This window comes from Aeromonas sp. (assembly GCF_051657805.1).
Lineage (GTDB): Bacteria > Pseudomonadota > Gammaproteobacteria > Enterobacterales > Aeromonadaceae > Aeromonas.
This window is the reverse complement of sequence record NZ_JBOFLJ010000024.1, coordinates 431098-447348: the sequence shown is the minus strand read 5'-3', so window position 1 is coordinate 447348 and position 16251 is coordinate 431098. Positions and strand designations below refer to the sequence as shown.

Annotated in this window: 16 protein-coding genes and 1 riboswitch; of the genes, 12 read left to right on the top strand and 4 right to left on the bottom strand. The window is 62.6% G+C overall.

The features are described from left to right. Window position 1 precedes the first annotated feature (1 nt). From ACRCYW_RS11115 to ACRCYW_RS11080, 8 genes are all read left to right on the top strand, one after another. A complete protein-coding gene (locus ACRCYW_RS11115; RefSeq protein WP_438550158.1) occupies window positions 2-613 on the top strand; it encodes an FKBP-type peptidyl-prolyl cis-trans isomerase in 612 nt (203 codons plus the stop codon). Window positions 614-751: 138 nt separating this feature from the next. Beyond that, complete coding sequence (locus ACRCYW_RS11110; protein ID WP_438550157.1) at window positions 752-1633, top strand: ABC transporter ATP-binding protein; 882 nt, start codon at window positions 752-754, stop codon at window positions 1631-1633. Then, a complete protein-coding gene (locus ACRCYW_RS11105) occupies window positions 1630-2643 on the top strand; it encodes an ABC transporter permease (protein WP_438550156.1) in 1014 nt (337 codons plus the stop codon). Before ACRCYW_RS11110 ends, ACRCYW_RS11105 begins: the two co-directional genes overlap by 4 nt. After that, window positions 2628-2939, top strand: coding sequence for a DUF2845 domain-containing protein (locus ACRCYW_RS11100; RefSeq protein WP_438550155.1), 312 nt, complete (start codon window positions 2628-2630; stop codon window positions 2937-2939). The genes ACRCYW_RS11105 and ACRCYW_RS11100 overlap by 16 nt, the downstream gene beginning before the upstream one ends. A gap of 506 nt (window positions 2940-3445) precedes the next feature. Continuing rightward, window positions 3446-4465, top strand: coding sequence for an amino acid ABC transporter substrate-binding protein (locus tag ACRCYW_RS11095; RefSeq protein ID WP_438550154.1), 1020 nt, complete (start codon window positions 3446-3448; stop codon window positions 4463-4465). 68 nt (window positions 4466-4533) lie between these two features. Further along, on the top strand, window positions 4534-5721 hold the full coding sequence (locus tag ACRCYW_RS11090) for an amino acid ABC transporter permease (RefSeq protein WP_438550153.1): 1188 nt from the start codon (window positions 4534-4536) through the stop codon (window positions 5719-5721). A gap of 82 nt (window positions 5722-5803) precedes the next feature. Further along, the gene (locus ACRCYW_RS11085; protein ID WP_438550152.1) at window positions 5804-6898 is read left to right on the top strand and encodes an amino acid ABC transporter permease; all 1095 of its coding nucleotides are present in this window, start codon (window positions 5804-5806) and stop codon (window positions 6896-6898) included. A gap of 93 nt (window positions 6899-6991) precedes the next feature. Next, a complete protein-coding gene (locus tag ACRCYW_RS11080) occupies window positions 6992-7735 on the top strand; it encodes an amino acid ABC transporter ATP-binding protein (RefSeq protein ID WP_438550151.1) in 744 nt (247 codons plus the stop codon). A gap of 86 nt (window positions 7736-7821) precedes the next feature. Here the strand turns inward: ACRCYW_RS11080 and ACRCYW_RS11075 are convergent, their stop codons facing one another. Continuing rightward, window positions 7822-8037, bottom strand: coding sequence for a DUF1107 family protein (locus ACRCYW_RS11075; RefSeq protein WP_438550150.1), 216 nt, complete (start codon window positions 8035-8037; stop codon window positions 7822-7824). A 208-nt stretch (window positions 8038-8245) separates the two neighbouring features. Between ACRCYW_RS11075 and yfcD the strand changes: the two genes are divergently transcribed. The 3 genes from yfcD to ACRCYW_RS11060 all read left to right on the top strand — a co-directional run bounded on the left by yfcD (window position 8246) and on the right by ACRCYW_RS11060 (window position 10509). Beyond that, window positions 8246-8734, top strand: coding sequence for an NUDIX hydrolase YfcD (gene yfcD / locus ACRCYW_RS11070; RefSeq protein ID WP_438550149.1), 489 nt, complete (start codon window positions 8246-8248; stop codon window positions 8732-8734). 208 nt (window positions 8735-8942) lie between these two features. Further along, window positions 8943-9416 (top strand): peroxiredoxin, encoded by a 474-nt coding sequence (locus tag ACRCYW_RS11065; protein WP_438550148.1) that lies wholly within the window; start codon window positions 8943-8945, stop codon window positions 9414-9416. A 124-nt stretch (window positions 9417-9540) separates the two neighbouring features. Beyond that, window positions 9541-10509 (top strand): calcium/sodium antiporter, encoded by a 969-nt coding sequence (locus tag ACRCYW_RS11060; RefSeq protein ID WP_438550147.1) that lies wholly within the window; start codon window positions 9541-9543, stop codon window positions 10507-10509. 66 nt (window positions 10510-10575) lie between these two features. Here ACRCYW_RS11060 and ACRCYW_RS11055 read toward each other — a convergent pair whose 3' ends face one another. After that, window positions 10576-11724, bottom strand: coding sequence for a type III PLP-dependent enzyme (locus ACRCYW_RS11055; RefSeq protein ID WP_438550146.1), 1149 nt, complete (start codon window positions 11722-11724; stop codon window positions 10576-10578). 508 nt (window positions 11725-12232) lie between these two features. Further along, window positions 12233-12343, top strand: a riboswitch (glycine riboswitch). Window positions 12344-12450: 107 nt separating this feature from the next. On the opposite strand from ACRCYW_RS11055, the gene ACRCYW_RS11050 reads away from it, so the two are divergent. After that, window positions 12451-13833 carry an alanine/glycine:cation symporter family protein gene (locus ACRCYW_RS11050; RefSeq protein WP_438550145.1) on the top strand — a complete coding sequence of 461 codons (1383 nt, stop codon included), beginning with the start codon at window positions 12451-12453 and terminating at the stop codon, window positions 13831-13833. 90 nt (window positions 13834-13923) lie between these two features. Here ACRCYW_RS11050 and ACRCYW_RS11045 read toward each other — a convergent pair whose 3' ends face one another. Beyond that, on the bottom strand, window positions 13924-14652 hold the full coding sequence (locus ACRCYW_RS11045; RefSeq protein WP_438550144.1) for a lipoyl protein ligase domain-containing protein: 729 nt from the start codon (window positions 14650-14652) through the stop codon (window positions 13924-13926). A 90-nt stretch (window positions 14653-14742) separates the two neighbouring features. Beyond that, window positions 14743-16143 carry a nucleobase:cation symporter-2 family protein gene (locus tag ACRCYW_RS11040; RefSeq protein WP_438550143.1) on the bottom strand — a complete coding sequence of 467 codons (1401 nt, stop codon included), beginning with the start codon at window positions 16141-16143 and terminating at the stop codon, window positions 14743-14745. Window positions 16144-16251 lie beyond the last annotated feature (108 nt).

Sequence of the window (16251 nt, the reverse complement as noted above, 5' to 3'; positions counted from 1 at the left end):
AATGTCCCAATACGACTCTATCGAACAGAAGGCCAGCTACGGCATCGGCCGCAACATGGGTGATCAACTGGCGCAGCAAGCCTTCGCCGGTCTGGATATCCCGGCCCTGCAGCAAGGTCTGGCCGATGCCCTGAATGGCCTGGAGTTCGCGGTCAGCCGTGACGATATCAACGATGCCTTCCAGGTCATCACCACCCGCATGCAAGCCGAGCAGGAAGCCGCCGCCAAGGCTGCCGCAGCCGATGGCGAGGCCTTCCTGGCCGACAACGCCAAGCGCGCCGAAGTGAAAGTGACCGACTCCGGTCTGCAGTACGAAGTCATGGTCGAAGGCAATGGCGCCGTGCCGGTTGCCGGCCAGTCCGTGCGTGTGCACTACCACGGTACTTTCACCCACGGTGGCGTGTTCGACAGCTCCGTTGCTCGTGGCGAGCCGGCCGAATTCCCGGTGACTGGCGTGATCGCCGGTTGGGTTGAAGCGCTGCAGCTGATGCCGGTTGGCTCCAAGTGGAAGCTCTACATTCCGCAGGATCTGGCCTACGGTGCTCGCGGTGCCGGCTCCATCCCGCCGTACTCCGCCCTGGTATTCGAAGTGGAGCTGCTGGACATCCTGTGATCCGGTCACTCTGCACCGACAAACGGCGACCTCAGGGTCGCCGTTTGCTTTTGTGCACTTCTGACCCCGGCGCAGAGAGGGACATGGGCAGTGCGGGGCGTTTTGGATATAGTCAGAGCGTCTGCAGGGAGATCCCCCATGGCTGCCATCATCGAAGTCGTCGACCTCATCAAGCACTTCCCCGGCGTCAAGGCGGTGGACGGGCTCAGCTTTGCCATTCCTGCCGGCAGCTGTTTCGGCCTGCTCGGGCCGAACGGGGCGGGCAAGACCACCACCATAGAGCTGCTGGAGGGGATCCTCACCCCGGACAGCGGCCAGATCCTGTTTCACGGCGCCCCCCGTGGCCCCGATTACCGCTCCCGCATCGGCATCCAGTTTCAGCACACGGCCCTGCAGGATTTTCTGACGGTGCGCGACACCCTGCGCCTGTTCGCCAACCTCTATCCCAGCCCCTTGCCGCGGGATCTCCTCATCGAGCTGTGCGCCCTCGGGGAGTTCATCGACAGGGACAGCCGCAAGCTCTCCGGCGGTCAGCGTCAGCGCCTGCTGCTGGCCCTGGCCCTGCTCGGCGATCCCGAGCTGCTGTTTCTCGATGAACCCACCACAGGGCTGGATCCCCAGGCGCGCCACCACTTCTGGCAGCGCATCGAGGCCATCAAGGCTCAGGGCAAGACGGTGGTGCTCACCACCCACTACATGGACGAGGCGCAGCAGCTGTGCGATCGCATCGCCATCGTGGATCACGGTCATCTGCTCAGCCTGGATACCCCGGCGGCGCTGCTGGCCCGCCACTTCGACGGCGTGCTGGTGCGTCTCGCGGATCATCCGGCCCTGGCGCACTTGGGACACCCGTTGCAGCGGCGCGGGGATCAGGTGGAGCTGACCTGCCCCGATGTGGCGCTCCTGCTGCCCCATCTGCTGAGGCTGGGGGTGCCGCTGACCGGCATGCAGGTGCGCTCCCCCAATCTGGAGGATCTCTTCTTGCTGCTGACCGGCCATAGCCTGAGGAGCGGCGCATGAGCGGATCCCTGAGGCGCATCGGGGCGCTGCTCCATGCCCGCAACCTCGAGTTCGTGCGCGATCGGGCGGCCCTCGTCTGGAATCTGGTGTTCCCCTTGCTGCTGGTCATCGGCTTCTCCCTCATCTTCTCCGGCCCCCCCAAGCCCCTGGTACAGATAGGGGTGCTGGGAGAGCTGCCTGCCGCCTATCAGCCCCTGCAAGTCATTCCACTGCTGAAGCTGATCCCCTATGAGGACGCAGAGAAGGGGCTGCTCAAGGTGCGCCACCATCAGCTGGATCTGCTGCTCTCGCCCACCCATGGCCACTATTGGGTCAATCCGGATGCGCCTCAGGGGGCCATGGCGGAGTATTTGCTGCGCCAGGCGATCGGGCTGCCGCTGCAAAAGGAGGTGCTGCAAGGGCGGGCCATCCGCTACGGTGACTGGCTGCTGCCCGGGGTGATCGGCATGAACCTGATGTTCTCCGGCCTGTTCGGGGTCGGCTTCGTCATCGTCCGCTACCGCAAGAACGGGGTGCTCAAGCGACTGAGGGCCACCCCCTTGTCGGCGGCCGAATTTCTCGGTGCCCAGTTGCTGTCGCGAGTGCTGATCACCCTGGTGGTGAGTCTGCTGGTGTTTCTGGTGGCCTACTGGCTGCTGGAGGTGCCCCTGCTGGGGTCGGGCTGGCTGCTGCTGCTGATAGCCCTGGTCGGTGGCACCGCCATGGCCTCCCTCGGCCTGCTCATCGCGGCTCGACTCCAGAACGAGGAGCTGGCGAGCGGCTTGCTCAATCTCATCAGCCTGCCCATGATGTTTCTATCCGGTGTCTGGTTTTCCCTGGAAGGTTCTCCCCCCTGGCTACAGGCCATCGGAGCCCGCCTTCCCTTAAGCCAGATCATCGAGGCGGCCCGCGCCGTGATGCTGGAGGGGGCGGGCTGGCAAGCAGTCGCCGGCGCCTTGGCCCAGGTCGCGTTGTTTGCCTTGGTGTGCCTCTCCTTGGGGGCCCTGCTGTTTAAATGGAGCGCAAAATGAAGCTTGTCTGCGCCTTGTTGTTGATTGCCGCCCTGCCGGTGAGCGCCGGCACCCTGCGCTGCAAGAGCGCGCTGCTGACCGAGGGGGATACCACGGCCGAGCTATTGATCCGCTGCGGTCAGCCCATGCTCAAGGAAGACCTGACCCGATATGAGGAGAACGGCTTCGGCGCCCGCATGACGGTGAAATACGCCGAGCGATGGACCTACAACTTCGGCAAGAACCAGTTCATGCAGTTTGTGACCGTCGAGAACGGCGTCATCACCCAGATTGAAGACGGCCCACGGGGCGGCTGAGCCGCTGGCTCATGCCCCCAATGACCATGGTTAGGTCTTGCTCACCTGAGGGCCATATCCTCTGCTGCGGTATCGTTTTCTGACCCTCCCTGGCGATGGGGATATTGATCATCCCTCCCTTCCGGTTTCCTCGCAATCCCTGCTACCCACCCTGTGTCCTGTCCTCCCCCCATTGGGGCGAGCCAGCAGAAAACCGAGCCTAATGAGTCAGTTGGTCGCAGTTCTTGCTGCCCTATTCCGGTGCGCCCCGATTTTTTTGCAAAAATAATCCTCATGGTATGAAAGGGTTCCGGCAGCAGGCTATTTTGGAAATAAGGGTCTATTTTTTATTCATAAGGTGTTTAGCCACCCACTCAGACATTTTGTGCTGCTGCACCAGAATTGGGCTCGGTTGCACCGATTGACAGGTTTTTTGAGGGCTGGATAAGCTGCGAACCGCAGGGAAAAGGATGGCATCTTGCGAGATTTTTGATGCCAACTCGGATCAAACCACAGGGAAGAGTGACATGAAGCAGATACACAAGGCAGGTATGGTGATAGTGCTGTCGCTGGCGGCAGCCAATGTTTGGGCAGATGGCACCCTGGATGCGGTCAAGAAGAAGGGGTTCGTGCAGTGCGGGGTCGGCGATGGCCTGCCCGGCTTCTCCAACCCGGATGCCAAGGGAACCTGGACCGGCCTCGACGTTGACGTGTGCCGCGCCGTCGCCGCCGCCGTGTTCGGGGATGCCGGCAAGGTCAAATATGTCTCCCTCACCGCCAAGGAGCGCTTCACCGCCCTGCAGTCCGGGGAAGTGGATCTGCTGTCCCGCAACACCACCTGGACCCTGACCCGGGATGGCTCGCTCGGCCTGACCTTTGCCGGGGTGAACTACTACGACGGCCAGGGCTTCCTGGTCAAACAGTCCCTCGGGGTCAAGAGCGCCAAGGAGCTGGATGGGGCTGCAGTCTGCATCCAGTCCGGTACCACAACCGAGCTCAACCTTGCGGATTACTTCCGCGCCAATGGCGGCATGAAATACACCCCTGTGGTGTTCGACACCTCGGATCAGACAGTGAAAGGGTTCGAGGCCGGTCGCTGTGACGTGCTGACCTCGGATCAGTCCCAGCTCTACTCCCTCAAGATCAAGCTGACCAAGCCGGAAGAAGCCCTGGTATTGCCTGAAGTCATCTCCAAGGAGCCCCTGGGCCCGGCGGTGCGTCAGGGAGACGATCAATGGTTCAAGGTGGTGCGCTGGAGTCTCTACGCCATGCTCAACGCCGAAGAGGCCGGCGTGACCAGCGCCAACGTGGACGAGATGCTCAAGTCCACCAACCCGGACATCCGCCGCCTGCTGGGGCTGGAAGAGCCCAAGGGCACAGTGCTGGGGCTGGATGACAAGTGGGCCTACAACATCGTCAAACAGGTTGGCAACTACGGCGAGTCGTTCGATCGCAACGTGGGTGCCGGTTCTCCTCTCAAGATTGACCGCGGCATCAATGCGCTCTGGAACAAGGGCGGCTTGATGTACGCGCCGCCCATCCGCTGAGTCGATGAACCATAGGGGGGCCTGGCCCCCCGTTTTCTCCATGCCTTGGCTTTGTCGGAGTCATCCTTATGGCGTCACATGCATCAAACCATAGGAAGGAACAGGGCCGCTGGTGGTACGACGCCAAGGTGCGGGCGCTGGTGTTCCAGTGTCTGGCCATCGCCGCCGTTCTCGCGTTTCTGTTCTACATCATCAACAACGCCCTGACCAATCTGGCCACCCGTGGCATCACCACCGGCTTCGATTTTCTGGGCAATTCCGCCGGATTCGGCATCCTGCAGAGCCTGATCCCTTACGACGAAACCTACACCTTTGGCCGAACCTTCGTCGTGGGCCTGCTCAATACCCTGCTGGTCTCCGTGCTCGGCATCCTGTTCGCGACCGTGCTCGGCTTCGTGCTCGGGGTGGCCCGGCTCTCCAGCAACTGGCTGGTGGCCAAGATAGCCACCGTCTATATCGAGACCTTCCGCAACATACCGCTGTTGCTGCAGATCTTCTTCTGGTACTTCTCGGTGTTGCGCACCCTGCCATCCCCGCGCCAGAGCGTGGAGCTGGGAGAGCTCGCCTTTCTCAATGTGCGGGGGCTCTATCTGCCCAAGCCGCTGTTTGAAGAGGGCTTCGGTTATGTGCTTTGGGCCCTGTTGCTGGCGTTGATCATCAGCTGGGGCCTGCGCCGCTGGGCCGCTCGTCGCCAGGAGCTGACCGGCAAAGCCTTCCCGATCTGGAGCAGCACCATAGGACTTATCATATTGCTGCCCTTCGTCACCTTCCTGCTGGTGGGGAGCCCCCTAGGCTGGAGCATCCCGACCCTGCAAGGCTTCAACTTCCGGGGCGGGCTGACGGTCTTGCCGGAACTCGCGGCGCTGCTGGTGGCGCTCACCATCTACACGGCGGCCTTCATCGCCGAGATAGTGCGCTCCGGTATCCTGGCCATCAGCAAGGGCCAGACGGAGGCGGCCTCCGCACTGGGGTTGTCCCCCACCAAGACGCTCAGACTGGTGATTATCCCCCAGGCGATGCGGGTCATCATACCGCCCCTCACCAGCCAGTATCTCAACCTCACCAAGAACTCGTCCCTGGCCACCGCCATCGGTTACCCGGATCTGGTCTCGGTGTTCATGGGGACCACCCTCAACCAGACCGGGCAGGCGATCGAGGTGATCGCCATGACCATGGGGGTCTATCTCCTCATCAGCCTCAGCACCTCGGTCCTGATGAATATCTACAACCGCAAGATGGCGCTGGTCGAGCGCTAGGGGGTCTTATGTCGATGAAACAACGAGGGACAAAGGCCTGTCAGCGCGCTTCTCTTCATCCCGATAGCCATGGGGAGGTCGTATGCATGTGAACGAATTGCAAGAGGCGCTGCCCCCCCCGGACAACCGGCGTGGCGCGCTGGCCTGGCTGCGGCAGAATCTGTTTCCCAACTGGTGGAGCAGCCTGCTGACCCTGGTATTGGCCTATCTGCTGCTGCCGCTGCTCTGGTCGGCGCTGGACTGGGCACTCTTCTCCGCCACCTGGCAGGGCAGCGGCCGCGCCGACTGTGCCCAGGGGGGGGCCTGCTGGATCTTCATTGAGAGCCGGCTCGGGCAATACCTCTACGGCTTCTATCCGGTGGATCAGTATTGGCGTATCAATGTGGCCTTCGTGGGTCTGGCGGTGCTGCTGGCGCTGCTCATCTGGCCGCGTACCCCCCGCAAGGGCTGGCTCGCGCTCTTTACCCTGCTGGTGTTCCCCGTCATCGCCTTCCTGCTGATCCACGGTGGCGCCGGCCTCGCGGTGGTGGAGACCAATCGCTGGGGCGGGTTGATGCTGACCCTGGTGCTGGCGGTCGTGGGGATAGTGGCGGCGCTGCCCCTCGGGATCCTGTTGGCCCTGGGACGGCGATCCCACATGCCGGTCATCTCCAGCCTCTCCACCGTCTACATCGAGTTCTGGCGAGCGGTGCCGCTCATCACAGTGTTGTTCATGGCGTCCGTCATGTTGCCGCTCTTCATGACCAGCGAGGTGGAGCTCGACAAGCTGCTGCGGGCCCTCATCGGCATCATCTTGTTCCAGTCTGCCTATGTGGCCGAGGTGGTCCGTGGCGGTCTGCAGGCGATCCCCAAGGGACAATTCGAGGCGGGGGAGGCCCTGGGGCTCTCCTACTGGAAGGTGATGGGGCTCATCGTCATGCCCCAGGCTCTCAAGATCACCATCCCCTCCCTGGTGAACACCTTCATCTCGCTGTTCAAGGACACCAGCCTGGTGTTGATCATCGGCCTGTTCGACCTGCTCGCCATCTCCAAGGTGGCCCTGGCGGATCCGGCCTGGCTCGGCTTCTCTACCGAGGCCTATGTGTTCATCGCCATGATCTTCTGGATGTTCTGTTTTGGCATGTCCCGCTACTCCATCTATCTGGAGCACAAACTCAATACGGGTCACAAGCATTAGGAGTGGTTTTAACATGACGAAGGACGCGGGGATTGCCCTCAATGGCTTCAATCACACAGCGCAAGACGTGCAGGTATCAGGAGTAGTTTCAAAATGACAACAGAGACCGTGGTCGCGCTCAAGGACGTCAACAAATGGTATGGCGAGTTTCATGTGCTTCGAAACATAAACCTGCAGGTGGGCAAGGGGGAGAAGATCGTCATCTGCGGGCCATCGGGTTCCGGCAAGTCCACCATGATCCGATGCATCAACCGGCTGGAGGAGCACCAGAGCGGTGACATCCTGGTGAAAGGCACTGCGCTCACCTCGGATCTCAAGAACATCGAGACGGTGCGCCGGGAGGTGGGCATGGTGTTCCAGCATTTCAACCTCTTCCCCCACCTGACGGTGCTGGAGAACTGCTGCCTGGCCCCCATCTGGGTCAAACAGATGCCGCGCAAGCAGGCCGAGGAGATCGCCATGACGTTCCTGCGTCGGGTCCGGATCCCGGAGCAGGCCCTCAAGTATCCGGGCCAGCTCTCCGGCGGCCAGCAGCAGCGGGTGGCCATCGCCCGCAGCCTCTGCATGAACCCCCAGGTGATGCTGTTCGACGAGCCGACCTCGGCACTGGATCCCGAGATGGTGCGCGAGGTGCTGGATGTGATGGTGGAGCTGGCCCACGAGGGGATGACCATGCTCTGCGTCACCCACGAGATGGGCTTCGCCAAGCAGGTGGCGGATCGGGTGATCTTCATGGACAGGGGCCAGATCATCGAGGAGAACGTGCCGGATCAGTTCTTCGACCATCCCCAGTCGGATCGCACTAAGCTGTTCCTCTCCCAGATCCTGCAGCATTGAGCCCCGCCATGAAAACGGCCCGTACGCTCGGTGAGCGACGGGCCAAAAATGTACATGGAAGCAGACTACAGACGGAAAGGAGTACGTCAGCCAGGCAACAGGGCCGTGGTGCGAAGATCCCGCACCGCCAGGTTGATCTGCCTGGCCAGCCGCAAGGCCTGATGGCAGCTCAACGTCTTCAAATCGATGACTCCACCGCTAAACTCGAATCGCCCCAGTGCCTCTACCATGAAGCTACCGTGATGGAAGCTCTTGATATGGCGGGCAATCTGGCGAGGAGACAACTGCTTGAACACCTTCATGGCAAAACACCCCGTTGCTTGGACAGGGCACACTATGCCCCCATCCCGTGACACTAATGTGACATTTGGTGAAGGTTTGTATGAATCCTTATTTGGCGGCATAACCCTCGGGTGGGATGGCTATCGACGACGTGAAAAAAGTCTGCCGCAGCAGGGTCTGGCCCCGATATACTGCGGCTCACTGGATGATTGCAACAAGGTGCCTCGCGTGGAGTGGGTGGACGTAGTAGATGAGCAAGACCGCGTGATCGGCGTCGCCGAGCGGGCACGGGTACGGCGGGAGAACCTGCGCCACCGCGCCAGCTATATCCTGGTGCTGGATGATGAGGGTCGTATCCTGGTGCAGCGCCGGACCCTTGGTAAAGACTTTTGCCCCGGCATGCTGGATGCCTGCGCCGGCGGCGTGGTGACCCAGGGTGAGGTGATGGAGCCTAGTGCCCGGCGCGAGCTGGCGGAGGAGCTGGGCATTCACGATGTGCTCCTGCAAGATTTCGGTACCTTCTACGCCGAAGGGGAGGGGTACAGGGTCTGGGGTGGCCTGTTCAGCTGCCGCTATCAGGGCCCCTTGCAGTTGCAGGCGGAGGAGGTGAGCGCCGTCTACTGGATGAGCCTGGCGGAGATAGCTGCACGGGCCGCCGAATTTACGCCGGACTCTCTATTGGCCATTTCAACCTGGCAGGCTCGCCGGCAAGGCTGAGACTCGCGGCGCGAGTGACCCATCCCCCGCCCTCTGCGGGCTATTTCAATTGGGCAGCCTCACCGGCAGGACAAACCGTTCGGTGCGGGGTGTCCGACGCACTTTCCATGGCTCCCGATAGGTCATCGCCAATAGGCCAGATCAATGTCCCCCTCTTGCGGGTTGGAGTAGACTGGGGCTCCTTCCCTCCACTTAAGGACGAGAGATCATGATCGCAGTCGGCCAATCCCTGCCCGCAGGGGAATTCACCTTCATCACTCAGGACGGCAAGCAGGTGCAGGACACCCAGGCCCTGTTCGCGGGCAAGAAGGTGGTGCTGTTCGCGGTGCCCGGCGCCTTCACCCCCACCTGTTCCAACGCCCACCTGCCCGGTTATGTGGTGCTGGCGGACGAGTTTCAGGCCAAGGGCGTCGATGCCATCTATTGCCTGTCGGTGAACGATGCCTTTGTGATGAAGGCCTGGCAGGCGGCCCAGAACGCCTCTGCCATCACCATGCTGGCGGACGGGGACGGCAGCTGGACCCAGGCCCTGGGCCTTGCCAAGGAGACTGGCGCCTTCGGTGGCCTGCGCGCCCAACGCTTCGCCCTGATAGCCGTGGATGGGGTGGTGCAGCAGCTGTTCGTGGAGGCGCCCGGCAAGTTCGAGGTGTCCGATGCAGAGACTCTGCTGGCGGCCCTGTGAAATGTTAATCGTTGTTTGATTATCCCTTGAAATAGCGAATCGGCTCGCTACACTGGGCCCGTTTTTGGATGGAGCCAGGCACGATGCCTGGCTCTCGTATTTGCAGCCGATGAGATAGAAGAATATGACCCTGGCTTTTGTTGCCCTGATTGCCGGACTGGCGCTGCTGGTCTGGAGTGCGGATAAATTTGTGGACGGCGCCGCCGCGACCGCCCGTTACGCCGGCATGCCGCCCTTGCTCATCGGCATGGTGATCATCGGCTTTGGCACCTCGGCCCCCGAGATGGTGGTCTCCGCCTTGGCGGCCTCCCAGGGCAACCCGGGCCTGGCGCTCGGCAACGCCTATGGCTCCAACATCACCAACATCGCCCTGATCCTGGGGTTGACCGCGCTGATCAGCCCCATCGCCGTCTCTTCACAGGTGGTGCGCAAGGAGATCCCCATACTGCTCGGCATCACCTTGCTCTCCGGCGCCCTGCTGATGGACGGTCATCTGGGCGGCATGGATGCCCTGATCCTTGGAGCCGTCTTCTTAGGTCTAATGGGCTGGTCCATCTGGGCCGGCATGCGCGGCAAGGGGGATGCCCTGGATGCGGACAGCGAGGACGACATCAGTAGCGAGGGCATGTCGCTGAAAAGCGCCATCTTCTGGCTGGTGCTCGGGCTGGTGCTGCTGATCGTCGCCTCCCGCCTGCTGGTGTGGGGGGCGGTGACTATCGCCCAGGCGCTCGGCATCAGCGATCTGGTGATTGGCCTGACGATCGTCGCCGTGGGTACCTCGTTGCCTGAGCTTGCCTCCTCCCTCATCGCCATTCGCAAGAAGGAGCACGACCTGGCCCTCGGCAACGTGCTCGGCTCCAACCTGTTCAACACCCTGGTGGTGGTCGGTATCGCCGCCGGCATAGCGCCGCTGGATGTGGATGCCATGGTGCTCTCCCGCGACTGGTCCGTGATGATGGGTCTGACCCTGCTGCTGCTGGTGATGTGTCTGGGCCGCAAGGGGCAGGGGCGGATCAACCGAGTGGAAGGGGGATTGCTGCTCGCCATCTTCGTGGCCTATACCGCCTGGCTGCTGGGTAGTCAGTTCGTCTGACGCCTTGGGGTCAAAAAAAGAGGGGGAAGCCTAGGCTTTCCCCTCTTTTTTGGTGTGTTCGTCAGATCAGGCCACGGCCACCAGTTTCTGTTTCTGGGCGCTGTCCAGGATGAGGATGCTCGCCTTGGGGAAGAAGTTGAAGGTGGAGGCGGAGGCCCAGGTGTAGGCTCCCATGACCCGGCCGATCACCAGCTCGCCTATCTCCAGATCCGGCAGCATGATGCCGTCCCGGATCACGTCCACGCTGTCGCAGGTGGGGCCGGAGAGTACGGCGTTGTGCAGCGCACCGCTGGCATAGGGGGTGCTCACCGGGTAGGTGACGTGGTCATAGAGCTGGCCGTTGTAGCTGCCGTAGAGGCCGTCATCCAGGTAGTACCAGATCTTGTCGCCGCGGTGGGCCTTGCCCATGACGCTGGCCACCGAGGTCATGGCCGGCGCGCTGATGAAGCGGCCCGGCTCGGCAATCTTCTGCACGGTGGCGGGCAGCTTGGCGAGCGCCTCGCGGATGGGGGCGCAGAAGCCGTCGATATCGAACTCGCCGCCCTCATAATCCACCGGGAAACCACCGCCGATGTCCAGCACCCAGGGCTTGAGGCCGAGATCCCAGGCCTGCTCCATAATCTCGCGGCAGGCGTCGATGGCCTGCACGTGGCGGCGGGCGTGGGGCACCTGGGAGCCGACGTGGAAGGAGAGCCCCATCACCTTGATGCCCTTGGCCTGGGCCAGTTGCAGCAGCGGCAGCGCCTGCTCCGGGGTGCAGCCGAATTTCTTGGAGAGATCGACCTTGGTCTCCGGGTTCGGGAAGCTGACCCGCAGCAGCAGTTTCACCTCGTCCTTGTAGGGCAGGAACTTCTCCAGCTCCAGCGGGTTGTCATAGACGAACACGGTGCAGCCGAACTCCAGCGCATAGCGGATGTCGCTGTCGCGCTTGATGGGATGGGTGTGGATGCAGCGGCCCGGGCGAACCCCTTGGCTGCGCACCAGATCAACTTCGCCATTGGTGGCCAGATCGAAACAGGCCCCCTCTTCCTTCAAGACAGAGACCACAGCCTCGTGGGGCAGGGGCTTGAGTGCATAGTGCAAACGCACGTCGGGCAGGGCGGCGGCCAGGGCCCGGTACTGTTTGCGGACGGCTGCCTTGTCGAGCAGCAGCAGGGGAGAGCCAAATTGTTCAACCAGCGAGCGGTAATCTTGTGCGACCAGGGTCTCGTTCATTCTCTTTTGAAAGTCCTTAGGGGGCGTGAAATGCCCAAGCCATATGCGATTGAACCGGCGACGGCCGGCTCAGGCGAGTGGTCCGGAGGGACCAACTAGACACGATGCATAACTTGAATGCAAAGTGCTTAGTTATGCGCGGAATTATCAGGCAATCGAGTTTATGTGCAAGCATTTTGATTGGATATGTTGGCAAGTTTTTCTGGTCGAGACGAAAGGTGCTATCGATATAAAACCCCCTGTCGAGCGCCAGTGGGAGCCGGGTCCGGTGCCGGGATATAACCTGTTGATAGTTAACAAACATGCATCATTTTTCCCAGCCAGGGGGGAGAGGGGAAAAAAGCCCCTATGCCGGGGCAGGAGTGCGAGACAGCTCACAGTTTTTGGATTACCATGCCCGCTTCCTAATCCAAACTAGTTCGGATGAAGGTAGCAGGAGAGCGATGGGGGACCATCCACCGAAGAAGTGAATCTTTCAGGTACCGGGCAACCGGTGTGGACTGCTACTGGACGATACTCTGGAGAGACCCGTTAGATCGGGCGCCGAAGGAGCAAGGCACCAGGATTGCATCGCAATCTGGCGCCGGAAACTCTCAGGCAAAAGGACAGAGGGGATGGGATGGTTGTACCTGGGCTTGGCCCGCATCCGATCGCCTCTGGCCGATCGCGACACCTATGGGAAGATCATCCTTCTCCTCCTTAATCGTTGTTTTTTAAGGAGGATGCATGTCATCAATTCAATCGGCGCTCGCCGCCATCGATAGCTTTGTCTGGGGTCCGCCCCTGCTGATCCTGCTGGTCGGGACCGGTATCTACCTCACCCTGCGACTGGGTCTGCTTCAGGTCGTGCGTCTGCCCCTCGCCCTGCGACTGGTATTTGGTCGCGATCAGGGCCATGGCAAGCAGGGGGACGTCTCCAGTTTCGGTGCCCTCTGCACCGCGCTCTCCGCCACCATAGGCACCGGCAACATCGTCGGGGTTGCCACCGCCATCAAGCTCGGCGGCCCGGGTGCCCTGTTCTGGATGTGGATGGCGGCCCTGTTCGGCATGGCCACCAAGTACGCCGAGTGCCTGCTCGCGGTGAAGTATCGCCAGCAGGATGCCAACGGCCAGATGGCGGGCGGCCCCATGTACTACCTGGAGAAGGGGCTGGGCTCCAAGCCGCTCGCCAAGCTGTTCGCCCTGTTCGGCATAGGTGTCGCCTTCTTCGGCATCGGCACCTTCCCCCAGGTCAACGCCATCTCGGATGCCATGAGCCTCTCCTTCTCGGTGCCCCGTGAGGCAACCGCCGTGGTGCTGACCCTGATCGTCGCCCTGGTGACCCTGGGGGGCATTCAGTCCATCTCCAGCGTGTCGAGCAAGGTGGTGCCCTTTATGGCCATCTTCTATATCCTGGCCTGCGCCGGGGTGCTGGTGAACAACGCCGGTGCCCTGCCGGATGCGGTACTGCTGGTCATCAACAGCGCCTTCACCGGCCATGCAGCCACCGGCGGCTTCGTCGGCGCCGGCATCATGCTGGCGATCCAGTCCGGGGTGGCGCGGGGGGTCTTCTCCAACGAGTCGGGTCTGGGCTCGGCCCCCATAGCGGCGGCAGCGGCCAAGACGGACTCTTGCGTGGAGCAGGGGCTGGTCTCCATGACGGGCACCTTCATCGACACCCTGATCATCTGCACCATGACCGGCCTGACCCTGGTGGTGACCGGGGTCTGGAGCGGGGACTTGAGCGGCGCCGCCATGACCAGCCAGGCCTTCGCCCAGGGACTGGATGCCCAGGTCGGCCAGTACCTGGTGAGCATAGGCCTGCTGTTCTTCGCCTTCACTACCATCCTCGGCTGGAACTACTACGGTGAGCGCTGCACCGAGTACCTGTTCGGGGTCAAGGCCATCAAGCCCTACCGCCTCGTCTACCTGGTGCTGGTGGCGAGCGGCGCCTTCCTCCATCTGGACATGATTTGGCTGCTGGCGGACATCGTCAACGGCCTGATGGCGGTGCCGAACCTTATCGGCCTTATCGGTCTGCGCCACGTGGTGATCGCCGAGACCCGCGCCTACTTCAGTCGGGACCGGGACAGCGATACGGAATCCGAGCCCGAGCCTCAGACCGCCTGAGTCTGACTGACCCGACGCCAAGAAAAAGCCACGACCCAGGTCGTGGCCTTTTTTATGGACGCTGTATTTGCAAGGAGGGACCTTCCCGCTCTATGCGGAAAGAGTCAGGGGGGGGAGTTGCCCTTCAGTCAGCAGGTTCTCCAATCGCGCTCGCACCTTGTTTACCAGCTCGGTCCCGCTACCCTGCCAGCAGATAGCGTGCGCGAGCGTGGTGGAGGTGCCGGGCAGGAAGCGCAGTTCACCCCCCGCCAGCTCGTAGAAGCGGCTCGCCATCCGGGTGCCCTCATCCACATCGCCCACCACCAACAGCATGGCCTGGGCCAGCACGGCCCCTTGATGATCCTGACCCGGCGCCAGCCAGCGCTGGGCGGTGCCGGTGACCTTGCGGCCCCCGATCACCAGATTGAACTGACCGTCGCAGAAGGAGCCGGGCACAAAGTCGTAGCTCCCGGCTAGGCCGTACTCCCCGAGCAGGGTCAGCAGCGGCGCCCCCAGCAGCCGGTAGTAATGAGCGAGATCCGTTGTGGTGCGAGGCAGGATAAGCGACAGATTGAGGATACCGGCGCCGTGGGGCACGGCGGTGCCGCCGCTGTCACGCACATACACGGGCCAACCCTCGGCGGCGAGGTGCGCGCAGGCCGCCTGATAGCGGGGCAGGCGCACGTCCTTGCGGGTGACGATGAGGCACTGGGGCCCTTGCCAGAGGTGGGCGCGGGGTTGGCCGTCATGGGCGCACTCCCGCAGCCACTGCTGCTCCCTGGCCAATATCTGGTCAGGGGGCTGGCTGGCGGGCGGGGAAGGCAGCAGGGTATAGGGCATGAAGGGATCCTGAGGCAGAGGCTGCCCAGCACAGTACCCGTGGCGGTCGGGGAGGTAAAGCCCCGCATGGCGGGGCTTCGTTGGAACCGATCAGGTGTGGGCCTGGCCGCGCTTGGGCAGCAGCAGGTTCAAGATGATGGCGGTGAGGCCGCCGGTGGCGACGCCGTAGGAGAGCACGCTCTTGGCGAGCTCCGGCAGGTGCTGCAGCACCCCGGGCACCTGGGCTACACCGAGGCCCATGGCGAGGGAAACCGCCAAGATCATCAGGGCGCGGCGATCCAGCTCCTCCCGAGAGATGATGCGCACCCCGGCGGCGGCGATGGTGCCGAACATGACGATGGTCGCGCCACCGAGCACGGGCTCGGGGATCTGCTGCACCAGGCTCGCCACCGCCGGGAACAGGCCGAGCAGGGCCAGCATGGCGGCGATGAAGAGGCCGACGTGGCGGCTGGCCACTCCGGTCAGCTGGATGACGCCGTTGTTCTGGGCGAAGGTGGACATGGGGAAGGTGGAGAAGACCGCCGCCAGCATGGAGTTGGCCCCGTCGGCCAGCACGCCCCCCTTGATCCGCGCCATGTAGACGGGCCCTTCCAGCGGCTCGCCGGAGATGTCCGAGGTCGCCGTCATGTCGCCGATGGCTTCGAGCGCCGTCACCACGAAGATGATGGCCAGCGGCACGAACAGGTGCCAGTCAAAGCCGAGGCCATAGTGCAGCGGGATGGGCACCATCACCAGGGGGCCCTCGAAGGTGGGGGCATTCACCTTGCCCAGCATCAGCGCCACGGCGTAGCCCACCAGCATGGCGATCATGATGGCGGAGAGGCGCAGCCAGGGGTTGCGACTGCGCTGCAGCAGCACGATGAGGCCGAGCACCAACAGGGAGAGGAAGAGGTTGGTGTGGCTCGCGAAGCTGCCATCGGCGAGGGCTCCGTAGCCGCCCCCCATGCTGATGAGGCCGACCTTGATCAGGGTCAGGCCGATGAGCAGCACTACGATGCCGGTCACCAGCGGGGTGATGATGCGCTTCACCAGATGCAGGAAGCGGCTCATCACCACGATTGTGAGGGCCGCCGCCAGCATGGTGCCGAACAGGGTGCCCAGCAGATCCTCGGTGGGCATGGCCGCCTGCTTGAGGGCGAGGCCGGAGGCGATGATGGGGCCGAGGAAGTTGAAGCTGGTGCCCTGCACCGACAGCAGACCGGAGCCGAGGGGGCCGAAGCGACGGGTCTGGATGAAGGAGGCGATGCCGGACATGACCAGGGACATGGAGACGATGTAGCGGGTGTCGACGGCGGGGAGACCGAGGGCGTTGGCGATGATGAGGGGCGGGGTGATGATGGCGACAAACATGGCGAGCATATGCTGCAGGGCGGCGAACAGGGTCTGGGGCAGGGGCGGGACCTCCTCTATGCCGTAGACCAGCTCGCTGTGGGGGCGCCTGGGGGGATGGGGTTCGGCGACGGGGGCGCGCGAAACGGCTGCCTGTTCCATAGATACCTCAAATTTTGTGGGGGAGAGGGAGAAAAATTGGGCGCTATTGTAGTGATTGAACTGAGGCTTTCCAGCGTTAATTGAGCGGGAAAAGGTTTATTTTTCGAT

Coding starts and splice junctions, on each gene's coding strand:
- ACRCYW_RS11115 (WP_438550158.1), top strand. CDS start 2: ATGTCCCAATACGACTCTATCGAACAGAAGGCCAGCTACGGCATCGGC.
- ACRCYW_RS11110 (WP_438550157.1), top strand. CDS start 752: ATGGCTGCCATCATCGAAGTCGTCGACCTCATCAAGCACTTCCCCGGC.
- ACRCYW_RS11105 (WP_438550156.1), top strand. CDS start 1,630: ATGAGCGGATCCCTGAGGCGCATCGGGGCGCTGCTCCATGCCCGCAAC.
- ACRCYW_RS11100 (WP_438550155.1), top strand. CDS start 2,628: ATGGAGCGCAAAATGAAGCTTGTCTGCGCCTTGTTGTTGATTGCCGCC.
- ACRCYW_RS11095 (WP_438550154.1), top strand. CDS start 3,446: ATGAAGCAGATACACAAGGCAGGTATGGTGATAGTGCTGTCGCTGGCG.
- ACRCYW_RS11090 (WP_438550153.1), top strand. CDS start 4,534: ATGGCGTCACATGCATCAAACCATAGGAAGGAACAGGGCCGCTGGTGG.
- ACRCYW_RS11085 (WP_438550152.1), top strand. CDS start 5,804: ATGCATGTGAACGAATTGCAAGAGGCGCTGCCCCCCCCGGACAACCGG.
- ACRCYW_RS11080 (WP_438550151.1), top strand. CDS start 6,992: ATGACAACAGAGACCGTGGTCGCGCTCAAGGACGTCAACAAATGGTAT.
- ACRCYW_RS11075 (WP_438550150.1), bottom strand. CDS start 8,037: ATGAAGGTGTTCAAGCAGTTGTCTCCTCGCCAGATTGCCCGCCATATC.
- ACRCYW_RS11065 (WP_438550148.1), top strand. CDS start 8,943: ATGATCGCAGTCGGCCAATCCCTGCCCGCAGGGGAATTCACCTTCATC.
- ACRCYW_RS11060 (WP_438550147.1), top strand. CDS start 9,541: ATGACCCTGGCTTTTGTTGCCCTGATTGCCGGACTGGCGCTGCTGGTC.
- ACRCYW_RS11055 (WP_438550146.1), bottom strand. CDS start 11,724: ATGAACGAGACCCTGGTCGCACAAGATTACCGCTCGCTGGTTGAACAA.
- ACRCYW_RS11050 (WP_438550145.1), top strand. CDS start 12,451: ATGTCATCAATTCAATCGGCGCTCGCCGCCATCGATAGCTTTGTCTGG.
- ACRCYW_RS11045 (WP_438550144.1), bottom strand. CDS start 14,652: ATGCCCTATACCCTGCTGCCTTCCCCGCCCGCCAGCCAGCCCCCTGAC.
- ACRCYW_RS11040 (WP_438550143.1), bottom strand. CDS start 16,143: ATGGAACAGGCAGCCGTTTCGCGCGCCCCCGTCGCCGAACCCCATCCC.